The sequence below is a fragment of the Stenotrophomonas sp. YJH_SMC_40 genome (assembly GCF_059368615.1).
Genome location: NZ_JCAFRX010000004.1, coordinates 458,480 through 477,103, shown reverse-complemented (window position 1 = coordinate 477,103; position 18,624 = coordinate 458,480). Strand labels below are relative to the sequence as shown.

Annotated in this window: 20 protein-coding genes; 8 read left to right on the top strand and 12 right to left on the bottom strand. The window is 66.3% G+C overall.

All coding sequences use genetic code 11. From position 1 onward, the window contains the following. Nucleotides 1-424 precede the first annotated feature (424 nt). The 5 genes from AC5P6X_RS10590 to ppsR form a co-directional block, all read right to left on the bottom strand. The gene (locus AC5P6X_RS10590) at nucleotides 425-1,789 is read right to left on the bottom strand and encodes an MATE family efflux transporter (protein WP_123958709.1); all 1,365 of its coding nucleotides are present in this window, start codon (nucleotides 1,787-1,789) and stop codon (nucleotides 425-427) included. 120 nt (nucleotides 1,790-1,909) lie between these two features. Continuing rightward, nucleotides 1,910-2,539, bottom strand: coding sequence for a DUF2239 family protein (locus tag AC5P6X_RS10585; protein ID WP_099605576.1), 630 nt, complete (start codon nucleotides 2,537-2,539; stop codon nucleotides 1,910-1,912). Between the two features lie 168 nt (nucleotides 2,540-2,707). Next, nucleotides 2,708-3,196 carry an NUDIX hydrolase gene (locus AC5P6X_RS10580; RefSeq protein WP_049431712.1) on the bottom strand — a complete coding sequence of 163 codons (489 nt, stop codon included), beginning with the start codon at nucleotides 3,194-3,196 and terminating at the stop codon, nucleotides 2,708-2,710. Nucleotides 3,197-3,237: 41 nt separating this feature from the next. After that, nucleotides 3,238-3,747: a DUF1249 domain-containing protein gene (locus AC5P6X_RS10575; protein ID WP_005410096.1), complete on the bottom strand. Its 510-nt coding sequence runs from the start codon at nucleotides 3,745-3,747 to the stop codon at nucleotides 3,238-3,240. A 153-nt stretch (nucleotides 3,748-3,900) separates the two neighbouring features. After that, a complete protein-coding gene (gene ppsR / locus AC5P6X_RS10570) occupies nucleotides 3,901-4,722 on the bottom strand; it encodes a posphoenolpyruvate synthetase regulatory kinase/phosphorylase PpsR (protein WP_005410097.1) in 822 nt (273 codons plus the stop codon). 144 nt (nucleotides 4,723-4,866) lie between these two features. On the opposite strand from ppsR, the gene ppsA reads away from it, so the two are divergent. Together ppsA and AC5P6X_RS10560 are read left to right on the top strand one after the other, a co-directional pair. Continuing rightward, complete coding sequence (gene ppsA, locus AC5P6X_RS10565) at nucleotides 4,867-7,245, top strand: phosphoenolpyruvate synthase (RefSeq protein ID WP_005410098.1); 2,379 nt, start codon at nucleotides 4,867-4,869, stop codon at nucleotides 7,243-7,245. Nucleotides 7,246-7,389: 144 nt separating this feature from the next. Then, nucleotides 7,390-8,286: a mechanosensitive ion channel family protein gene (locus AC5P6X_RS10560; RefSeq protein ID WP_049448550.1), complete on the top strand. Its 897-nt coding sequence runs from the start codon at nucleotides 7,390-7,392 to the stop codon at nucleotides 8,284-8,286. Between the two features lie 170 nt (nucleotides 8,287-8,456). Here AC5P6X_RS10560 and AC5P6X_RS10555 read toward each other — a convergent pair whose 3' ends face one another. The 5 genes from AC5P6X_RS10555 to AC5P6X_RS10535 all read right to left on the bottom strand — a co-directional run bounded on the left by AC5P6X_RS10555 (nucleotide 8,457) and on the right by AC5P6X_RS10535 (nucleotide 12,365). Further along, nucleotides 8,457-9,572, bottom strand: a complete 1,116-nt coding sequence (locus AC5P6X_RS10555) for an alkene reductase (RefSeq protein ID WP_099605577.1) — start codon at nucleotides 9,570-9,572, stop codon at nucleotides 8,457-8,459. A 139-nt stretch (nucleotides 9,573-9,711) separates the two neighbouring features. After that, the gene (locus AC5P6X_RS10550; protein ID WP_033833153.1) at nucleotides 9,712-10,587 is read right to left on the bottom strand and encodes an EcsC family protein; all 876 of its coding nucleotides are present in this window, start codon (nucleotides 10,585-10,587) and stop codon (nucleotides 9,712-9,714) included. Nucleotides 10,588-10,757: 170 nt separating this feature from the next. Beyond that, nucleotides 10,758-11,330, bottom strand: coding sequence for an oligoribonuclease (gene orn / locus AC5P6X_RS10545; RefSeq protein ID WP_049449100.1), 573 nt, complete (start codon nucleotides 11,328-11,330; stop codon nucleotides 10,758-10,760). 75 nt (nucleotides 11,331-11,405) lie between these two features. Then, complete coding sequence (gene tadA / locus AC5P6X_RS10540) at nucleotides 11,406-11,930, bottom strand: tRNA adenosine(34) deaminase TadA (RefSeq protein WP_005410103.1); 525 nt, start codon at nucleotides 11,928-11,930, stop codon at nucleotides 11,406-11,408. 75 nt (nucleotides 11,931-12,005) lie between these two features. Then, nucleotides 12,006-12,365 (bottom strand): winged helix-turn-helix transcriptional regulator, encoded by a 360-nt coding sequence (locus AC5P6X_RS10535; protein ID WP_099605578.1) that lies wholly within the window; start codon nucleotides 12,363-12,365, stop codon nucleotides 12,006-12,008. Nucleotides 12,366-12,443: 78 nt separating this feature from the next. Here AC5P6X_RS10535 and AC5P6X_RS10530 point away from each other — a divergent pair, with 78 nt between their 5' ends. The 3 genes from AC5P6X_RS10530 (at nucleotide 12,444) to AC5P6X_RS10520 (ending at nucleotide 13,980) form a co-directional block, all read left to right on the top strand. Next, nucleotides 12,444-13,211: an NAD(P)H-dependent oxidoreductase gene (locus AC5P6X_RS10530; RefSeq protein WP_049449097.1), complete on the top strand. Its 768-nt coding sequence runs from the start codon at nucleotides 12,444-12,446 to the stop codon at nucleotides 13,209-13,211. Nucleotides 13,212-13,279: 68 nt separating this feature from the next. Continuing rightward, nucleotides 13,280-13,717, top strand: a complete 438-nt coding sequence (locus tag AC5P6X_RS10525; protein ID WP_049449095.1) for an acetyltransferase — start codon at nucleotides 13,280-13,282, stop codon at nucleotides 13,715-13,717. Nucleotides 13,718-13,773: 56 nt separating this feature from the next. After that, nucleotides 13,774-13,980, top strand: a complete 207-nt coding sequence (locus AC5P6X_RS10520; RefSeq protein ID WP_005410107.1) for a hypothetical protein — start codon at nucleotides 13,774-13,776, stop codon at nucleotides 13,978-13,980. Nucleotides 13,981-14,002: 22 nt separating this feature from the next. On the opposite strand, the gene AC5P6X_RS10515 is transcribed toward AC5P6X_RS10520, so the two are convergent. Next, entirely contained in the window at nucleotides 14,003-14,509 is a 507-nt protein-coding gene (locus AC5P6X_RS10515; protein WP_024958431.1) for a GNAT family N-acetyltransferase, read from the bottom strand. Between the two features lie 274 nt (nucleotides 14,510-14,783). On the opposite strand from AC5P6X_RS10515, the gene AC5P6X_RS10510 reads away from it, so the two are divergent. The 3 genes from AC5P6X_RS10510 to AC5P6X_RS10500 are packed head-to-tail and all read left to right on the top strand — an operon-like array spanning nucleotide 14,784 to nucleotide 17,459. Next, the gene (locus AC5P6X_RS10510; RefSeq protein ID WP_049449116.1) at nucleotides 14,784-15,440 is read left to right on the top strand and encodes a hypothetical protein; all 657 of its coding nucleotides are present in this window, start codon (nucleotides 14,784-14,786) and stop codon (nucleotides 15,438-15,440) included. A 40-nt stretch (nucleotides 15,441-15,480) separates the two neighbouring features. Further along, the gene (locus AC5P6X_RS10505; protein ID WP_012480629.1) at nucleotides 15,481-16,134 is read left to right on the top strand and encodes a hypothetical protein; all 654 of its coding nucleotides are present in this window, start codon (nucleotides 15,481-15,483) and stop codon (nucleotides 16,132-16,134) included. Beyond that, complete coding sequence (locus AC5P6X_RS10500; RefSeq protein ID WP_005410111.1) at nucleotides 16,131-17,459, top strand: XVIPCD domain-containing protein; 1,329 nt, start codon at nucleotides 16,131-16,133, stop codon at nucleotides 17,457-17,459. The genes AC5P6X_RS10505 and AC5P6X_RS10500 overlap by 4 nt, the downstream gene beginning before the upstream one ends. 49 nt (nucleotides 17,460-17,508) lie before the next feature. Here AC5P6X_RS10500 and AC5P6X_RS10495 read toward each other — a convergent pair whose 3' ends face one another. Continuing rightward, nucleotides 17,509-18,354, bottom strand: a complete 846-nt coding sequence (locus AC5P6X_RS10495; RefSeq protein ID WP_237398657.1) for a hypothetical protein — start codon at nucleotides 18,352-18,354, stop codon at nucleotides 17,509-17,511. Nucleotides 18,355-18,624 lie beyond the last annotated feature (270 nt).

Sequence of the window (18,624 nt, the reverse complement as noted above, 5' to 3'; positions counted from 1 at the left end):
TGCTCCGTCCATTGCGGATTGCCGGCCAGCGGCCGGCACTACCCAGCCTGCACCCGCCGCCAGCGAACAAAACAGAACACCTGCATCCGCGGCGGATGCGATCCGTCCGAGTGGTAGAGCCGGCCGCTGGTCGGCTGCTCCGGCCATTGCGGATTGCCGGCCGGGTGCCGGCACTACCCAGCCTGCACCCGGCCGCCAGCGAGCAAAACAGAACACCTGCATCCGCGCCGGATGCGATCCGACCGAGTGGTAGAGCCGGCCGCTGGCCGGCTGCTCCGGCCGTTGCGGATTGCCGGCCTGCACCCGGCCGCCAACGAGCAAAACAGAACTCCTGCATCCGCGGCGGATGCGATCCGACCGAGTGGTAGAGCCGGCCGCTGGCCGGCTGCTCCGTCCATTGCGGATTGCCGGCCAGCGGCCGGCACTACCCAGCCTGCACGCGGCGCCGCCAATGCGCGAAACAGAACACCTGCATCACCAGCATGGCCAGCAACCCCAGCGGCCATGCCCACCACAGCCCGGCCAGACCGTGCCGGGACTGCAGCCACATCGCCAACGGCAGCTCCAGCAGCAACACGGCAGCCATGCCCAGCAATGCCGGCAACAGCACCGTGCCGCTGCCGCGCATCACTCCGACCAGCACCGCACTGCCTCCCATCGCCAGCACGCCCCACACCACCGTGCGCAACTGCTGCGTGGCCATTTCGCGCGGCTCTGCGGCCGCCAGGATCAAGCCAGTCAGCCATGGCGCCAGCGCCATCACCAGCAGCACTACGACTGTCAGCATCGCCAGACCCAGCATCACCCCGGTGCGGGCGATGGCAGGCAGCCGTGCCGTACGCCCCGCTCCCATCGCATGCGCGGCGAGGATGGTGGCAGTGATCCCTAGGGACATTGCCGGCAGCTGCACCCAGCTCATCAACTGATTGACCGCACCGTAGGCGGCCGTGGCCGTGTAGCCATAGCGGTTGATCCAGCCCAGCAGCACGATTTCGGCAATGGCCAGGCTGAGCATCTGCAACGAAGACGGTATGCCGATGCGCAGCATCGAACGGATCAGCGCTCCATCAAAGCGGATGGCTTGCAGCAACTCATGCCCCGGGGCCAACGGGTGCCCCATCCGCTGCCACCGCCACATCAGCCAGGCCAGGGCCAGCAGCGAGGCGAGCGCCGCCGAGACTGCCGCACTGGCCGCGCCCAGCTGCGGCAGGCCGGCCCAGCCCAGGATCAGCAGCGGCGTGCACAGCAGGCCGACCACCGTGGCCAGCAGCAGCGCATGCAGCGGCGTTTTGGCATCGCCCACCGCACGGCCCACCGCAGTGGCCAGCCACAGCAGGAAGAACGCCGGTGCCGCCAGCAGCAGGACACGGGCATAGACGATGGATTCGCCGAGGATCGGCGCTGGCGTGCCCAGTGCCGCCAGCAGCTGTGGCGCGAAACCGCCGCCGACCGCCATCACCAGCACTGACAACAGCAGAATCAGTGCCACCGCACTGCCGGCCACCGCGCGAGCCTGTTGCGGCCGGCCCGCTCCCCAGGCCTGGCCGATCAGCACCATCGCACCGGTCGCCAGACCCATTACCAGGGCCAGCAGCAGGAAGAAGACAGGGAAGAACGCTGCGGCGGCGGCCACCGCCTGCGTACCCAGCAGATGGCCGAGGTAGATGTTGTCCAGCGTGCCTGCGGCCAGCTGCAATGCGTTGGTCAGCAGCATCGGCAGCAGCAGGTTCAGATAGGTGTGCCAGAGGGGCGGCGCGACCGGGGGGATGGGATGTGCGGGGGTGTCCATGGGGTTCTCTGGGCAAGGCGCTGCCCTGCCCGGCGTTTCCGCCAGCAAAGCAAGCAAATGGGAGCCGGCGGCCGTGGCCCGCGATCAGGTGGCGCCGCCGCTCAGCAACGGCGCAGTGGCTCAGCCGTCTGCGTGGCCCGAAGAATCATCGAAGGCCAGGCGCAGGGCGTGATTGCGCACATCCATGGGCCAGCTGCGCAACGCCATTTCCAGGCCCGCCCGGTCGTGCGCGAACAGGACACGGATGGCCTCCTCGAAACCCGGCAGGTCTCCGGCGATGGTCTGCAGGAAGTGATAGGCACGCTCGCTGTGGCGGCGCTGCCGGTCCTTGTCGGCACCAGCACGGCTGGCCGCCTCCACCAGCTTGCGCAGCACTACCGAGGCCCCGCCGGGCTGCTCGGCCAGCCACGCCCAGTGGCGCGGCAGCAGGGTCACTTCGCGTGCGACCACGCCCAGCTTGGGGCGGCCGCGGCCACGCGGAGTTGCCAGCGCCTCTTCGGCAGTAACGTCGGCATCCGCCTCGACGGCGGCGGGAAAGGCTTCGACGACCCGCGCCAGCAGTTCTGCGTCACTGCCGCGCGTATCGAAATCACGGGTGCGGCCGGTAGCGTTGTCGAACACAAGCAGCGGACCGGCAGCGTTGCCGGCGCGAAGCTGTTTCAGCGCAAGCGCTGCCACTTCCGGTGTACCGGAAGCGACCAGGCGGTGGCCGTCGAAGCAACTGAAGGGAGGGAGTCGGGACGCAGGCATGGCAATGGCATCGGAGGTGATGCGCGAATATTGCCCGGGTAATTTTCGTTCGTCAATATTGCCCGGGTATTAATCAACCGGAAGAGCGTGCCAACCAAGGTTGATCCCCACCTGGAAGGTTGATCCCCAATCGAAAGATCGCCCCCCCCCCCCTCCCGATTCGCCGGTTTACAACCGGCTGTAGGACCAACTGACCATGCGGCCGTCCTGGTACGGCATCACGCCGTGGAAGGGGCGCGGGTCGGCGTCGAACACCAGTGGCAGGAAGTTGCGGTCGCCCTCCCACATCGGCAGCGCATCAAGCTTGTCCAGGTCCACCCACTCCAGCGTGCCTTCATGGTTGCCGCCGTGCGGGGTGCCTTCGAAACTGTCGATGACGAACACGAAGCCCAGCCAGTCCTCGCCGTGCTTGCCGAATCCCGGCCAGCTGATGGTGCCGCGCAGGCGCATGCCGGTGCAGTCGATGCCGGCTTCCTCGGCGATCTCGCGGCGCATGCCTGCCGCAACGTCTTCGGTTGGTTCGATCTTGCCGCCCAGCCCGTTGTACTTGCCCAGGTGGTGGTCACCGGGCCGGGTGTTGCGGTGGATCATCAGCACCTGGCGACGATCGGGCGACAGCACGTAGCCCAGGGTGGCGACGATCGGGGTGTACGGCATGGGCAGCATCCAGCGGCAGGTCAGCCGTGGATTATGGCCGATCAGCGCACCAGCGACAGGCGGCGTTCGGCAGCCGCAGTGGCGCCATCAGGATCGCGGCGCAGGGTGGCCACGCCGTGGCCGCGCTCGGCGAGGTATTCCAGCCACTTGCCGAGGAAGGTGTTCATCCGCATGCGGTGGCTGATCAGTTCCGCCGGCGGCGGGTACAGGCCCATGGTGTCCTGCCAGCGGCGGCCGACGTAGCAATGGGTGGTCTCGGCCTGGCGCGCGTCACGGTACAGGCGCACGTAGGCCGACGGATCGGGCTCGCCGGTGACCGGGTCGGCCAGGTCGTAGGTCAGGCGCAGTTCCACCGTGTAGCGGTGGCACTCGATCACGTCCAGGCGGACATCCAGGCCGTCGCCGATCGAGGAAATGTAGCTGCCCGCCGCCAGTCCGGCCGGTTCGAACAGGCGCACCAGATGGCGATAGTTCTCCGCGTACAGGCCCATGAGCCAGCTCAACCGGCTCAGGCGGGGAATGCGTTCGGTACGGGGCAAGGCTCGGGCCATGGGTCGATCCTACACGTTGGTGCTTCAACGTGGGGGCGTACATGCGCAAGCCAAGCCCTGGGGTAGTGCCGGCCGCTGGCCGGCAGCGCAATATCGCGGCCGAGGGTCCATCGATCAGCCGGCCAGCGGCCGGCTCTACCGGCTCTACCGGAATCAATAAAGCTCGCGCTGCAGCCCCAGCGTGGCCAGCACCTTGCTGGAAATCTCCTCGATCGAGGTATGGGTGGTGCTCAGCGTCGGGATGCGCTCCATCTGGAACATCACCTCGGCCGCGGCCACCTCGCGCTTGCAGGTCTCCAGGTTGGCGTAGCGCGAGTTCGGGCGGCGCTCCTGGCGGATCTGCTGCAGGCGGTCCGGGTCGATGGTCAGGCCGAACAGCTTGCGCCGGTAATTGCGCAGGCGTGGCGGCAGGCGATCGCTTTCCAGGTCCTCGTCGGTCAGCGGGTAGTTGGCCGCACGCACGCCGTAATGCAGGGCCAGGTAGATGCAGGTGGGCGTCTTGCCGGCGCGCGACACCGCCACCAGGATCACGTCGGCATCGTCGTAGTTCACCGCGATACCGTCATCGTGGGTCAGGGCGAAGTTCATCGCGTTGATGCGGCGGTGGTAGGTGTCGAAGTCGACCATGCCGTGGGCCTGGCCGACCCGGGCCAGGCGCGGGCTGGCCAGTTCACGCTCCAGCGGCTCGATGAACGGCGCGAACACATCCAGCATCAGCGCCCCGCTGTCGGCCAGGATCAGGCTCAGGCTCTGGTCCACGCAGGAGTTCACCACGATCGGCCGGACCTGGTACCGCTCCCCTGCCGCCTGGATCCGGGCACAGGCTTCACGCGCTTTTTCGGGGTCGTCGACAAACGACATGCGGTCGGTAATGAAGCTGAACCCGGAGAACTGGGTGAGCAGGCTATGCCCAATGGTTTCAGCGGTGATACCGGTTCCATCGGAAACGTAGAACACCGGGCGGATGGTCGACATGCGCGCTTTTACCCCCTACGAAGCTTAAAAAGGCCGCCAGCACAAGCTTGTGCCGACAGTGGTCTGCCCGGCATCATATCGGCTTCTTCCTACGGACGCGGCCACTCAGCCCGCCTCGGGCGATGGCCAAACGGAGCATCGCGCTTGAACGAGAACATCCTGTGGTTGCACGAACTGCGTCTGGCCGATCTGGCCCGCGTAGGCGGCAAGAATTCGTCCCTGGGCGAGATGATCGGCAACCTGGCCGGTCTGGGCGTTTCGGTGCCGGGCGGTTATGCCACCACCGCTGAAGCCTTCAAGGACTTCATCGCGCACAACGACCTGTCCAAGCGCATCTTCGACAAGCTGGCCACGCTGGACGTCGAGGACGTCAACGCGCTGACCGCCGCCGGCAAGGAAATCCGCAGCTGGGTGATCGATGCGCCGCTGCAGCCGCAGCTGGACCAGGACATCCGCACTGCCTACGCCAAGCTGAGCGCCGAAAACGGCGGCGGCGACGTGGCCGTGGCCGTGCGTTCGTCGGCCACCGCCGAGGATCTGCCGGATGCCTCCTTCGCCGGCCAGCAGGAGACCTTCCTCAACGTCACCGGTGCCGACGATGTCGTGCACAAGGTCAAGGAAGTGTTCGCCTCGCTGTACAACGACCGTGCGATCGCCTACCGCGTCCACCACGGCTTCAAGCATGAGGACGTGTTCCTGTCCGCCGGCGTGCAGCTGATGGTGCGTTCGGGCGTCGGTTCCTCCGGCGTGCTGTTCACCCTGGACACCGAGTCCGGCTTCCGCGACGTGGTGTTCGTCACCTCTTCGTTCGGCCTGGGCGAAATGGTCGTGCAGGGTGCGGTCAATCCGGACGAGTACTACGTCTACAAGCCCACCCTGCAGGCCGGCAAGCCGGCGATCCTGCGCCGCTCGCTCGGCAGCAAGGCGATCCGCATGGTGTATTCGGATGTCCCGGGTGAGCGCGTCAGGATCGAGGACACTCCGGTCGAACTGCGCAACACCTTCTCGATCAGCGACGAGGACGTGCAGGAACTGTCCAAGCAGGCGCTGGTCATCGAAAAGCACTACGGCCGCCCGATGGACATCGAGTGGGCCAAGGACGGTGTCAGCGGCAAGCTGTTCATCGTGCAGGCGCGCCCGGAGACGGTGAAGTCGCGCAGCCACGCCACCCAGATCGAGCGCTTCGCGCTGACCGAAAAGGGCGGCAACGTGCTGGCCGAAGGCCGCGCCGTCGGCGCCAAGATCGGTTCGGGCGTGGCCCGCGTGGTCAAGACGCTGGACGACATGAACCGCGTGCAGCCGGGCGACGTGCTGATCGCCGACATGACCGACCCGGACTGGGAACCGGTGATGAAGCGCGCTTCGGCCATCGTCACCAACCGTGGTGGCCGCACCTGCCACGCCGCGATCATCGCGCGCGAGCTGGGCGTGCCCGCCGTGGTCGGTTCGGGCAACGCCACCAAGGTCATTGAAGATGGCCAGCTGGTCACCGTCAGCTGTGCTGAAGGCGATACCGGTTTCATCTACGAAGGCAAGCTCGGCTTCGAGCGCACCACCACCGATCTGGGCAACATGCCGCCGGCCCCGCTGAAGATCATGATGAACGTGGCCAACCCGGAACGTGCCTTCGACTTCGGCCAGCTGCCGAACGCCGGCATCGGCCTGGCCCGCCTGGAAATGATCATCGCCAGCCACATCGGCATCCACCCGAACGCACTGCTGGAATACGACCGCCAGGACGCGGCGACCAAGAAGAAGATCGATGAGAAGATCGCCGGCTACGGTGATCCGGTCAGCTTCTACGTCGACCGCCTGGCCGAAGGCATCGCCACCCTCACCGCCTCGGTTGCACCGAACCCGGTGATCGTGCGCCTGTCGGACTTCAAGTCCAACGAGTACGCCAACCTGATCGGCGGCAGCAACTACGAGCCGCACGAAGAGAACCCGATGATCGGCTTCCGCGGCGCCAGCCGTTACGTCGACCCGAGCTTCTCGGCCGCCTTCGCGCTGGAGTGCAAGGCCGTGCTGCGCGTGCGCAACGAAATGGGCCTGGACAACCTGTGGGTCATGATTCCGTTCGTGCGCACCCTGGAAGAAGGCCGCAAGGTCGTCGAGGTGCTGGAACAGAACGGCCTGAAGCAGGGCGAGAACGGCCTGAAGATCATCATGATGTGCGAAGTGCCGTCCAACGCACTGCTCGCCGATGAGTTCCTGGAGATCTTCGACGGCTTCTCGATCGGCTCCAACGACCTGACCCAGCTGAGCCTGGGCCTGGACCGCGACTCTTCGATCGTTGCGCACCTGTTCGACGAGCGGAACCCGGCAGTGAAGAAGCTGCTGTCGATGGCGATCAAGGCAGCACGTGCCAAGGGCAAGTACGTTGGCATCTGCGGCCAGGGCCCGTCCGATCACCCGGATCTGGCCGAATGGCTGATGCAGGAAGGCATCGAGTCGGTGTCGCTGAACCCGGACACCGTGGTCGATACCTGGCTGCGCCTGGCCAAGCTGAAGGCCAACGGCTGATGCCGTGATGGCTACAGGCTGACGTCGTGTTCATCGGCGTCGGCCGATACTGTTGCTGCATGCAAGCCCCGCCTCTGCGGGGCTTCGTGTTTCTGGCGTGCACCTGCCCCACGCAGACACCGTTTCTCAGCAAAGGACTTCCGCATGATCGCCGCAGCAGCACCCGCCGCCCCCGCCGCAACGCCCTGGTTCCACTCGCTCGACTGGGAACGCCTGCTGGAAACCTACGGCGTGCCGTTGCTGGCCGCGATCGTGGTGCTGCTGGTGGGCCTGTGGGTGGCACGTCGCTTGTCCAATGCAATGCCGCGCGCCACTGCGCGCATGGGTGTGGACCCGATGCTGGGAAGCTTCCTGCGCAACGTGGTGTATGCCGCCTCACTGGTGATCGTGGTGGTGCTGGCCATTGGGACTCTGGGCGTGCAGATCACCCCGCTGCTGGCCGTGCTCGGCACCGCTGGCCTGGCGGTCGGTCTGGCATTGAAGGATTCGCTGTCCAACATCGCCTCGGGCGTGATGCTGGTGACGCTGCGACCGTTCCGCGTGGGCGATGTGGTCACCGTGGCCGGACAGACCGGCACGGTGCGCGAAGTGCGCATCTTCCAGACCGTTCTGACTGGCGCCGACAACCAGCACACCACCATTCCGAACACGCTGATCACCGCCGCACCGATCATCAACCTCACCGCCGAACCGACGCGCCGCGTCGAACTGGTGATCGGCATCGGCTACGAAGACAACATCCAGCTGGCACGCGACACCGCGCTGGCGCTGATGAACGCCGACCCGCGCGTGCTGCAGACCCCCGCACCGGACGTGGTGGTGTACGAACTGGGCGCACACGCCATCAACCTCGGCATCCGCTGCTACGTGAAGTCGGCCGACTGGTTCGGCACCAAGGTCACCCTGCTGGAGCAGCTGAAGCTGGGCTATGACAAGGCCGGCATCAACATTCCGTATCCGCAGCAGGACATGCACCTTTACCTGCATGGCAAGGATGGTGGGGTCATGGAGGCTGATGCGCTGGTGCGCGACAAGCCGTGATCCGGCAGTGGAATGCCGGCCAGCGGCCGGCACTACCCCTCGCCGCCTGACTGAAATGCCGGCCAGCGGCCGGCACTACCCCCCTCGCCGCCTGACTGAAATGCCGGCCAGCGGCCGGCACTACCCCTCGCCCACTGGTAGTGCCGGCCGCTGGCCGGCAGCGCCCAGGATCAGGCCGCGACGCTCTCTTCCAGCGCCGGGTAATCAGTGAAACCCTCCGCACCACCGCCAAAGAACGTGGCGCGATCCGGCGGATTCAGCGTCGCACCCGTACGCAGGCGCTCGGGCAGATCCGGGTTGGCGATGAACGGCCGGCCGAAGCCGATCAGGTCAGCCCAGCCTTCGGCCAGTGCCTGCTCGGCGCGCTCGGCGGTGTACTTGCCGGCGTAGATCAGCGTGCCCGGGTAGACCATGCGCAGCGCCTGCTTGAACGCCACCGGCATCGGCGGTGCATCGTCCCAGTCGGCCTCGGCAATGTGCAGGTAGCCCACCCCCATCTCACCGAGCAGGTGTGCGGCAGCCAGATAGGTCGCCTGCGGCGTATCGTCCACCGCCCCCTGCAGCGTGGTCAGCGGCGCCAGGCGCACGCCCACACGCTCGCCACCGGCAACCTCGACCACCGCCTGCACCACCTCGCGCAGGAAACGCAGGCGATTCTGCAGTGAGCCGCCGTAGGCATCGGTGCGCTGGTTGGCCTGCGAATCGATGAACTGGTTGATCAGGTAGCCGTTGGCGCCGTGCAGTTCCACACCATCAAATCCCGCGGCCAGCGCATTGCGCGCAGCCTGCGCGTAATCGGCGACGATGCCCGGAATCTCGTCCTCGCGCAGCGCGCGCGGCATCGAATGCTGGATCATCTCGCCCAAACCGGCTCCGGGACCCGCCCCAGTCGGGTCGACGAACACTTTCACGCCTTCGGCGAGCAATGCCGAGGAAGACACCGGCGCCGCGCCATCGGGCTGCAGGGCCACATGCGAGACACGGCCGACGTGCCACAGCTGGGCGTAGATGCGGCCACCGGCGGCGTGCACCGCATCGGTCACCTGCCGCCAGCCCTGCACCTGCTCGGCACTGTGGATACCCGGGGTCCAGGCATAGCCCTGGCCCTGCTGGCTGATCTGGGTACCTTCGCTGACGATCAGGCCGGCGCTGGCGCGTTGCGCATAGTAGGCGGCCATTTCCGCGGTGGCGACGTTGCCATCGGCGGCGCGCGAGCGGGTCATCGGCGGCATCACGATGCGGTTGGGCAGCGTCAGCGCGCCCAGGGGGTGGGGGGTGAACATCATGGCGGCAATCTCTTGCGGGGGGAGTGCCGCAAAGGATGGGGATGCCGGCTGCCAGGCAACAGGCATGCACTGGCAAAACAATTGTTCCCTCGAGGCAAGGATCACCCGGCACGAGGACTCATCCACGCATGGCGTGGCGCTACTCCAGCCTTGGCTCGATCTTGACCGCGCCATGCGCCACGCGGTCATAGCAGGCGCGCACCACGTCTTCCCCGTACTTGCGCTCCAGCCGGCGCACGATGAAGTGGCCGCGCGCCATGTCCTGGTAGTAGTCGGTGAACATGGTATTCAGTGTTGCACCGGCGGCAGCACCGACGATCGGCACCGCCTGTGCGGCGAATTTCTCGGTGACCACCACGCCGAAGCGCGCCGCCACCTTTTCCACCATCTTCGCCAGCAGCTTTCCAGCTTCTTTCGGTGCCACGCCCAGGGTCAGGTCGCGGCCGGTCACCACACGCCCAGCCAGTTCGGCCGAAAGATGCCGCATCACGTCGGTGGTGAAGCCACGGGCCAGGTAGTAGCCGGTCTCGCTGGCGTCGTCGCGCGGCGAGTTGCCACCGAGCGCGAACACCTCCAGGCACGCCTGCCGGGTGCTGAACTCGGACAGGTCGAAGCCCTCGCTGCGGGCCACGTCGGCCACGGCGCGCATCATGATGGTGGTCGACACCGGCAGTTCGATGAACAAGGCCGCGAAACCAAAGGCACCGCCGACCGCGCCCGAAGTGGCTGCCGCCAGCTTGTGCCAACGGGTCGACGCTCCCTTGCCGGGGGTGTTGTCCATGCTCCACAGCGCCGCCTGTGCGGACTTGGACAGCGCCGCCTGCACCGCTCCGTGTATGCGACCGGAGACCGCCTTGGGCAGCGCCTTCACCGCGAACTCCAGCGGCGTGCCGACCAGGTTGGCCATGCGCGCGGTGAGGGTCGGCGCTTCCAGCAGGGCCACCGCCCGCTGCAGGTCGGACCAGTCGCGGGCGTCGTGGGCAATGTCGCGGGGAAGCAGGATGGGCTCGTTCATGGCGCCGATCTTAGCGCCGGGGAGTTGAACGGTTCGTCGCGAGGCACGACAGAGGGGGCGGATCCCTTGCCGCGGGAAAGGGATCCGACCCCGACGCCTTGCCGGCCAGCGGCCGGCACTACCAGTTCGCGTGTCACCCGGTCGCGCCGGGCCATGCCCGGCGTTGTTGTTCAGGCCGTGGGCAAGCCCGCCAGCGTGCCCATGAACTGGCGGTAATGGCGCAGCTCGGCGATCGAGTCGTGCACGTCGCTCAGTGCGGTGTGGTTGCTGTTCTTGCCGACGCCAGCGGCCACGCTCGGCGCCCAGCGCTTGGCCAGTTCCTTCACCGTGGATACGTCCAGGTTGCGGTAATGGAAGTACTTCTCCAGGCGCGGCATCTGGCGGTGCAGGAAGCGGCGATCCTGGCAGATCGAGTTGCCGCACATCGGCGAAAGGCCGGCCGGGATCCACTGCGCCAGGAAGTTCACCGTCTGCGCCTCGGCCTGGCCGAGGGTGGTGGTGCTGTCCACCACGCGCTGCCACAGGCCCGAACGACGATGCTGGTTGCGGTTCCACTCGTCCATCGCCTCCAGCGTTTCCAGCGGATGATGGATGGCGAATTCCGGACCTTCGGCCAGTACGTTCAGCTGGGCGTCGGTGACCACGGTGGCGATCTCGATGATCGAATCGTTGTCGGTGTCCAACCCGGTCATTTCCAGGTCGATCCAGATCAGTCGTTCGTTGGCCGCGCCGGTGTCCGCCATTGTGTCGCCTCGTTGCTGGGCAGGCGCGCGGCCTACCGGTGAAGGAAAGAGGCGCCCATCATACCCGTTCGCCCCTCAGCCCTCGCCGACGTGGTCTTCCAGCAGCAGCGGCGGCTTGCCACGCTTGGCGCGGAAATAATTGGTCAGGCGCGTACTGGCTTCCTTGGCCAGCACCCCGCCGTGGATCTCGACCCGGTGGTTGTGGCGGGCATCGCCGAGCAGGTCGAACACGCTGCCGCACGCACCGGTCTTGGGGTCGCTGGCGCCGTAGACCAGGCGCGAAACGCGCGCATGCACGATCGCCATCGCGCACATCGCGCACGGCTCCAAGGTCACGTACAGCGTGCTGCCAAGCAGGCGATGGTTGGCGAGCAGCTTTCCACCGGCCCGCATGGCCACGATCTCGGCATGCGCGCTGGGGTCGTGCGAGGCGATGTTGAGGTTCCAGCCCTCGCCCAGCAGCTGGCCGTCGGCGCCCACCAGCACCGCCCCGACCGGAATCTCGTCGAACTCACGCTGCGCGCGCTCGGCCAGGGCCAGTGCATGGCGCATCCAGTGTTCATCGGCATCGTGCACCGGTACACCCAGGACATCGGTCATGGCGGTTCTCGCTTTTCAACTGGGCCAGGATGGCCGCCGGGGGCGCATTGTACGCCCGGGGCCGTGCAGGCGCCGCTAGCGCGCGTCGAAGCGCTCGCGGGCCGCATCGAGCGCCGGGAAGTTGTGCTCGGCCCAGCGATCCAGGGCGGACAGCGTCTCGACCAGGCCGCGCGCGACCTCGGTCAGGCGGTACTCCACATGCAGTGGTTTGCTGCCCCGGTCACACCGCTCGACCAGCCCATTGCGCTCCAGCTGGCGCAGGGTCTGGGTCAGCACCTTCTGCGAGATGCCTTCGATCTTCCGCAGCAACGCGCCGTTGCGAAGCGGGCCCTGCGCCAATGCCGGCAGCAGCAGCATCACCCACTTGCCTGAAATCAGCGCCAGCGCATCGGGTGCCGAACAGTCGGCGGCATAGACATCCCCGGGAAAGGCCATGGTTACCTCAAGGTGCGTAATTGCCGGCGCATGCCGGCACCGCGAGGATGGTCGCACACTCCTCGAACACCTCGCCCCATGCGCGCCCTGATCCTGCTTGCCCACCCCGAGCCCCGCTCCTTCAATGCACATCTGGCCGCTCAGGCCGCCGAGCAACTGCGGCATGACGCGCTGCAGGTGGACGTGGTCGACCTGTATGCGGAGGGCTTCGATCCGCTGGAAGCGGCTGACCACCATCCGCATCGCCTGCATCCCGGCCACTTCGACGCCCAACGCGAACAGCGGCACAGCGCCGAGCAGGGCAAGCTGCCCGTCGATGTGCAACGTCACCTGCAACTGCTGCGGGCCGCAGACCTGCTGATCCTGCAGTTCCCGCTGTGGTGGTTCGCGGCGCCGGCCATCCTGAAGGGCTGGCTGGACCGCGTACTGGTGTACGGGCCGATGTACAACAGCCGCCTGCGTCATGAGCACGGAGCGATGCGCGGCAAGCGTGCGTTGCTGAGCGTCACCACCGGCTCATCGGCACGGGCCTGCGCAGTCGACGGCCGCGAGGGAGATACCCGGTTGCTGCTGTGGCCCTTGATGTACAGCCTGCGCTACGTCGGCTTCGACGTGATGGAACCGCACGTGGTGCACGGCGTGCGTTCCGGGCTGGGACCGGAGCGCGTGCAGGCCCACGACGAGGCACTGGCTGCAGCGACCCACTACTACCGCGAACGCCTGGCGCAATGGCCGCAGTGGCCCACCGTGCCCTTCAACGACAGCAGCGATTTCGAGGACGGCGTTGTGCTGCGCGCGGAGGCCACTACCTACAGCCCCTTCATCCGCCATCGCAACGCCGGATGAATCCACATCTGCGCGCTGGATCGGGACGCGCCATACTACGCACTCTTTGCAAGCACCTTGGCGAACCCATGATCACCCTCCGCCCCTCCCGCGCCGACGACGGCGCCGCTCTTGTCGACCTCTGGCGCCGCGCCGTCGACGCCACCCACGACTTCCTCAGTGCCGAAGACCGCCAGGCCATCGATGCCGAAGTCGCCGGTTTCCTGCCGCAAGCGCCGATGACCGTTGCTGTCGATGCGCAGGATCGGCCGCTGGGCTTCATGCTGATCGACGGCACGCACATGGAAGCGCTGTTCATCGATCCGGACGTACGTGGCACCGGCATCGGCCGGCAACTGCTGCAGCACGCACTGGCCCAGCATCCGCAGCTGAGTACTGACGTCAACGAACAGAACGCACAGGCCGTCGGCTTCTACCTGCGCATGGGCTTCGTCGAAACCGGACGTTCACCGCTGGATTCGCAAGGCCGTCCGTATCCGCTGATCCACCTTCGGCACAACGGCTGACATCCGTCGGCAGCAGCCACGTGCTAGCGTGGCTGCTTTCGACCAAGGAATGCCGCATGGATGGTGCAAAAGCCCTGTTGACCCTGTTTGCGCTGGGCATCAGCCTGGTCTGGATCCTGGTGCCGTTCGCCATCTTCGCCGTGCGCAACCTGCTGCGTGAAGTACTGGTCGAGCAGCGCCGTACCAATGAACTGCTTGAACACATCGGCGGTTACCGCATTCCGAAGCCGCAACCCGAACCGACCGTCTGGCGCGCGCCCTGAGCAGAAACGTGCCAGGCCCGGATCAGGCCGTCGCCTCGAAGGCCGGTGAGTACTGCACTTCGCCCTGTGCCAACGGAGGCTGCAGGCAAAGTGCCTGGAAGTACTCCGGCGGCACACCCGGCAGCACCAGGCCCGGCTCGGCACAGAAGCCGAAGCGACCGTAATAGGCGGGCTCGCCCAGCAATACACAGCCATGTGCGCCCTGCTGACGCAGTGCTTCAAGTGCGGCATGCATCAGGGCCGCACCGATGCCCTGCCCCTGCCAGGCGGGCAATACCGAAATCGGCCCCAGGCCAAACCAGCCCGTGCTGCCATCGCTGATCGTCACCGGCGACACCGCCACATGGCCGATCACCTTCCCGTCCATCTCGGCCACCAGCGAAACGCTCAGCTCCCCGCGCGCGCGCAGGGCGTCGACGATGAACTGCTCGGTATGGCTGCTGTGCGCAGCGTTCCGGAATGCGGCCTCGGTGAGCGCATGGAGGGTGGCGTGATCATCAATGGCTTCGGCACGGATGGTGTAGTTCATGGCGTAATGCTCGCTTGCGTGAGAGTCGCGTGAATAGGCGACCGTTGTCACAAATTGGCGGCGAAATGTCGAACGCGAAGCGCAATCGCCTGGTCAACCCCGAATCGCCTGTGCCGCAATCGATTCGGCGACGCTGCCGAACGCTGAATGCGTCAAAATTCCGTCACCGACACCTTGCCGTAGCTGGCGCCAGGTTTCCAGAACACTCCATAATCGATAAACCTGTCACCAGGGAAGGATATATGGACACGGACGCACGATGCAGGATGCCGCCATGGATGTAGCCACGCCGACACGCGATGGACGCCACCTGGTACCGATGGGCCTCTTGATGGCGCTGACGGCCTGCTCGCCTTACGCGGACGCAGAGCGTGACGTTGCCGCAGGTGGACGCGGCCTGGCCAAGCTCAACCCGTCACCGCAGCAGGGCTACGAGCTGGTACTGACCCTGAAGGATGCCCCCGGTCCCTTCGCGGTGGTCGAGGCCGTTGCCCAGTACGACGTCAGCAACCACAGGGACTGCGGCCGGGTCCTGTGGGCGACCGGTACCGCCAGCCGTATCACCAGCCAGGAGTTGGTGGAACTACACAAGGTCGACGAGAACGAATACCGCGGTACGTTCTACCTCGACCGCATGCAGGACGAGGATTACTACGGGCGTGGCGTCTGCCATTGGACGTTGACGGGTGTCGGTGCGATGTTGCGCGCTACGACCGGCGAGGCGGATACGCGATTCCTTACGTTCGTCGACAAGGAGCGCATGGAGAGCGACTCACCTCTTACGCTTTATTACCCAAACCTTATCTATCCGCGCGCCGACACTGTCGCCAACTTTGGCACCAGTGGCGAGGAAGATCCGTCGGGGTACAGCGAAGATCTGCGCGACGCGCTGTTCTCAACCACCACCACTGTGCAGAAGCTCGTGCCATGAGCTGCCAGTTCAACAACCCCTACCCCCAAGGAGGCCGACATTGCGCCACAAGATGATTCCGTGCCTTGCTCTGCTTCTATTGACCGCCTGCAACCCGGAGACCGCCATGAACCAGGAACGTGCCGCTGCTGAAGCCGATGTCGCCCAGGGCGGGCGCGGCCTCGCCAAGCTCAACCCCACCCCGCGCAAGGCCTATGAGCTGGTGCTGCGCCTGAAGGATGCCCCCGGCGATTTCGCACTGGTCAAGGGCGTAGCGCAGTACGACGTCACCAACGAAGACCAGTGCGGCCACATCGAGCCGGCCACCGGCACAGCTGCACGTATCACCAGCCAGGAACCGGTGGAGCTGCGCAAGGTCGCTGAGGGCGAGTACCGCGGCACGCTATATGTGGACCGCATGCTGGATGAGGACTACTACGGTCGTGGCGTCTGCAAGTGGGAGTTCACCGGTGCCGGGGCAATGCTGAAGGCAACGGGTGCCGAAGAAGAGACCCGCTTCCTCACCTTCGTCGACGCCAAGCCGCTGACCGAAGGTGGCGCCCATACGCTCTACTATCCGGATCTGGTCTATCCGAAGGCAGATCGCGTTCCCAACTTCCCAGCCAGTGGCGAGCCCGATCGCAGCAACTACGCCGCTGATCTGCAGGACAAGCTGTTTACGATCACCCTCTCCGCAAGTGAGGTCGCGCCGTGACCATCACCTCTCAGGACTACGCCGCGTTATCCAATGACGCCTACAAGGATCGGGCCGTCGGCCGACGTGAACCCGGCCAAGAAGAAAAAGTCACGTTAAACGGCCATGAGTACAAGATACTTGAGCATGTCAACAATCGTCTCAACGGCTATCAGGGCACCGTCTATCAGCGCGTAGATACCAAAGAGATCGTCATTGCGCATCGTGGCACCGAGCAGATCGCTCGCGATGCGATTCTGACCGACGGCGGCATGGTGGTTGCGCGCACCAACGTGCAGGCGCCTGACGCGATTGCTTTGACACAGAGGACGCTCGAAGGCGCCGCGCTTCAATCCCGCTTGAACGGTGTGCCCGCGCCCCAGGTCACCGTCACCGGTCACTCCCTCGGCGGCGCTCTTGCCCAGATCACCTCGCACCACTTCAACGTCAAGGGCGAGACCTTCAATGCCTACGGCGCGGTCAGCCTCAGCTATCGCATTCCGGAAGGCGGCAACACCATGATCAACCACGTCATGGCCTCCGATCCGGTCAGCGCCGCGTCACCGCATTTCGGCCAGGTACGCATCTATGCCAAGCCCGACGAGATCAAGACGCTCGCGGCAAACGGCTTCAGCAATCACGCCCTGCGTGATCTGATTCCGGACCGCCCGATCATCGCGGCCACCAGCTCGTTCGGTGCGCACAAGCTGGGCAACTTCCTCAACGAAGGCTCGGTGCTGAAGCACCCGGAAACGCAGAAGCTGGCGAAAGACAACGCCAAGATGATCGAGGAGTATCGCGACGACGTCGAGTCACTGCGTCGCGGCGTCACCCGCGCTGCACGCGGCATCCCGGGCGGCGCCATCGATCTGTACGACCACATCCGCGGCCCGCTGCAGCCCGGTGAACCGGCACGCCGCGAAGCGGAGAAGAATGGCCATCACACCAGCATGCTGCGCATGGACGATGCCAACCACCTGGGTAACCCGCTGTTCAACGACGCGATCCGCGGCGTGCACGCACATGACGTGCGCGTTGGCCGCGTGCCGGACGTGATGAGTACGCAGCTGGCGGGCAGCCTGGCGGCGGAGATGCACGCAGCAGGCGGCAAGCGCATCGACGAAGTGGTGATGAACGCCGATGCCTCGCGCAGCTTCGCCGTGCAGGGCCAGGGCGGTGACCCCGCCCACCTTCGCGTGTCGGTGGATACGGCAGTGGCGATGAACACGCCGCTGGAACAGAGCAGCCAGCGCATCGACCAGCAGGCTGCAGGCCAGCGCCTTGCGCTGGAGCGCGACCAACAGCTGGAACAGCAGCAGCATCAGACCCGCAGCCTGCAGGCCTGATGGACAGCGCGGGAGCCGGTCATTCCGGCTCCCGCCTCAGCACCGTGACTCAGGGGCTGGTGGCCGCGACCGGCGCAGATGCACTGGCGGTCACGAACAGATCCGGCCCGGAATCCGGGAAGCCGCCGCAGGCGCGATCGCCCGGCGCGACCGGATCACACGGCCACTGGCTGCGCGAGACCTTGTCGCGCAACTCGAAGCGATCGCCGGTCCAGACCACGAAGGCGAGATGCTCGCGGTTCCAGTCACTGAACGCACGCGCCCCACCCTTCGGCACCGTCTCCGGATACTGCACGAACCAACGCATGGCCGGCCCGAACTGCAGCTTGCTGTGATCCAGCGTGAGCCTGCCCCCACGCGCCAGCTGGCGTGCGCGATCCGCCTCGGTCACCTGTGGCATGGCCGGCATCGCTTCGGCGGTAACATCCCTCGGCGGCGCATCACCACGCACCTGGTACACACGCTGGCCCACATACGCCTCGCGGCAGCTACCCGCTGGCACACGTACCGGCTCCGCGCTGTAGTCGTCGCGGTTGGCGACCTGGTCGCTGCAGGTGAACGGCGCGGACACCAGGTAGAACGTGCTGTCGGCGTCGCGCCCTTCCAGCGAGCGCACCCAGACGTCGCCCATCCGCACGATGAAGTCCGGGCGCTGGCCGTACCCAGGCACCGCCTTGAACCAGGCCTTCTGCTGTACCTCTCGCTCGCGCCAGTTGCGCGGCGGGTGGATGTCCTGCTCGGGCAGCGCAACCAGCAGAGCGGCCAGATGCGCCGGCATGGTGCCCTGGCAGGCGCCGGTCAGCAGGTCGCCCTGGGTCGCCAGTCGCCCGGCCAGATCCACCGGGCAGCGCGCACCGAGCGCCCGCTCGGTCGCCCGCTCGGGCGGCAATGGCACGATGGCCAATGCGGGCGGTGCGGGTGCTGCCGCCGGAACGGTTCGCTAGACGGTGGCAGGCGGTGCCGTCCCTGTAGGCGCATCAGCGATCGCCTGTGCCGTGGCGTGCGTTTCCGCGACGGGCGGCGCTGTCTCCTGAGCCTGTGCCGAGGCTGCGGCAAGTCCAAGTGACAGCAGCCAGAGCGGCGGCAGGCGGCGCGCGGATGCATTGCAGCGGGCAGCGGCCTGCAGGGCATTCAAGGGAACGATTCGCATGTGGTGTCCTTACGG

Coding starts and splice junctions, on each gene's coding strand:
- AC5P6X_RS10590 (WP_123958709.1), bottom strand. CDS start 1,789: ATGGACACCCCCGCACATCCCATCCCCCCGGTCGCGCCGCCCCTCTGG.
- AC5P6X_RS10585 (WP_099605576.1), bottom strand. CDS start 2,539: ATGCCTGCGTCCCGACTCCCTCCCTTCAGTTGCTTCGACGGCCACCGC.
- AC5P6X_RS10580 (WP_049431712.1), bottom strand. CDS start 3,196: ATGCCGTACACCCCGATCGTCGCCACCCTGGGCTACGTGCTGTCGCCC.
- AC5P6X_RS10575 (WP_005410096.1), bottom strand. CDS start 3,747: ATGGCCCGAGCCTTGCCCCGTACCGAACGCATTCCCCGCCTGAGCCGG.
- ppsR (WP_005410097.1), bottom strand. CDS start 4,722: ATGTCGACCATCCGCCCGGTGTTCTACGTTTCCGATGGAACCGGTATC.
- AC5P6X_RS10560 (WP_049448550.1), top strand. CDS start 7,390: ATGATCGCCGCAGCAGCACCCGCCGCCCCCGCCGCAACGCCCTGGTTC.
- AC5P6X_RS10555 (WP_099605577.1), bottom strand. CDS start 9,572: ATGATGTTCACCCCCCACCCCCTGGGCGCGCTGACGCTGCCCAACCGC.
- AC5P6X_RS10550 (WP_033833153.1), bottom strand. CDS start 10,587: ATGAACGAGCCCATCCTGCTTCCCCGCGACATTGCCCACGACGCCCGC.
- orn (WP_049449100.1), bottom strand. CDS start 11,330: ATGGCGGACACCGGCGCGGCCAACGAACGACTGATCTGGATCGACCTG.
- tadA (WP_005410103.1), bottom strand. CDS start 11,930: ATGACCGATGTCCTGGGTGTACCGGTGCACGATGCCGATGAACACTGG.
- AC5P6X_RS10535 (WP_099605578.1), bottom strand. CDS start 12,365: ATGGCCTTTCCCGGGGATGTCTATGCCGCCGACTGTTCGGCACCCGAT.
- AC5P6X_RS10530 (WP_049449097.1), top strand. CDS start 12,444: ATGCGCGCCCTGATCCTGCTTGCCCACCCCGAGCCCCGCTCCTTCAAT.
- AC5P6X_RS10525 (WP_049449095.1), top strand. CDS start 13,280: ATGATCACCCTCCGCCCCTCCCGCGCCGACGACGGCGCCGCTCTTGTC.
- AC5P6X_RS10520 (WP_005410107.1), top strand. CDS start 13,774: ATGGATGGTGCAAAAGCCCTGTTGACCCTGTTTGCGCTGGGCATCAGC.
- AC5P6X_RS10515 (WP_024958431.1), bottom strand. CDS start 14,509: ATGAACTACACCATCCGTGCCGAAGCCATTGATGATCACGCCACCCTC.
- AC5P6X_RS10510 (WP_049449116.1), top strand. CDS start 14,784: ATGGATGTAGCCACGCCGACACGCGATGGACGCCACCTGGTACCGATG.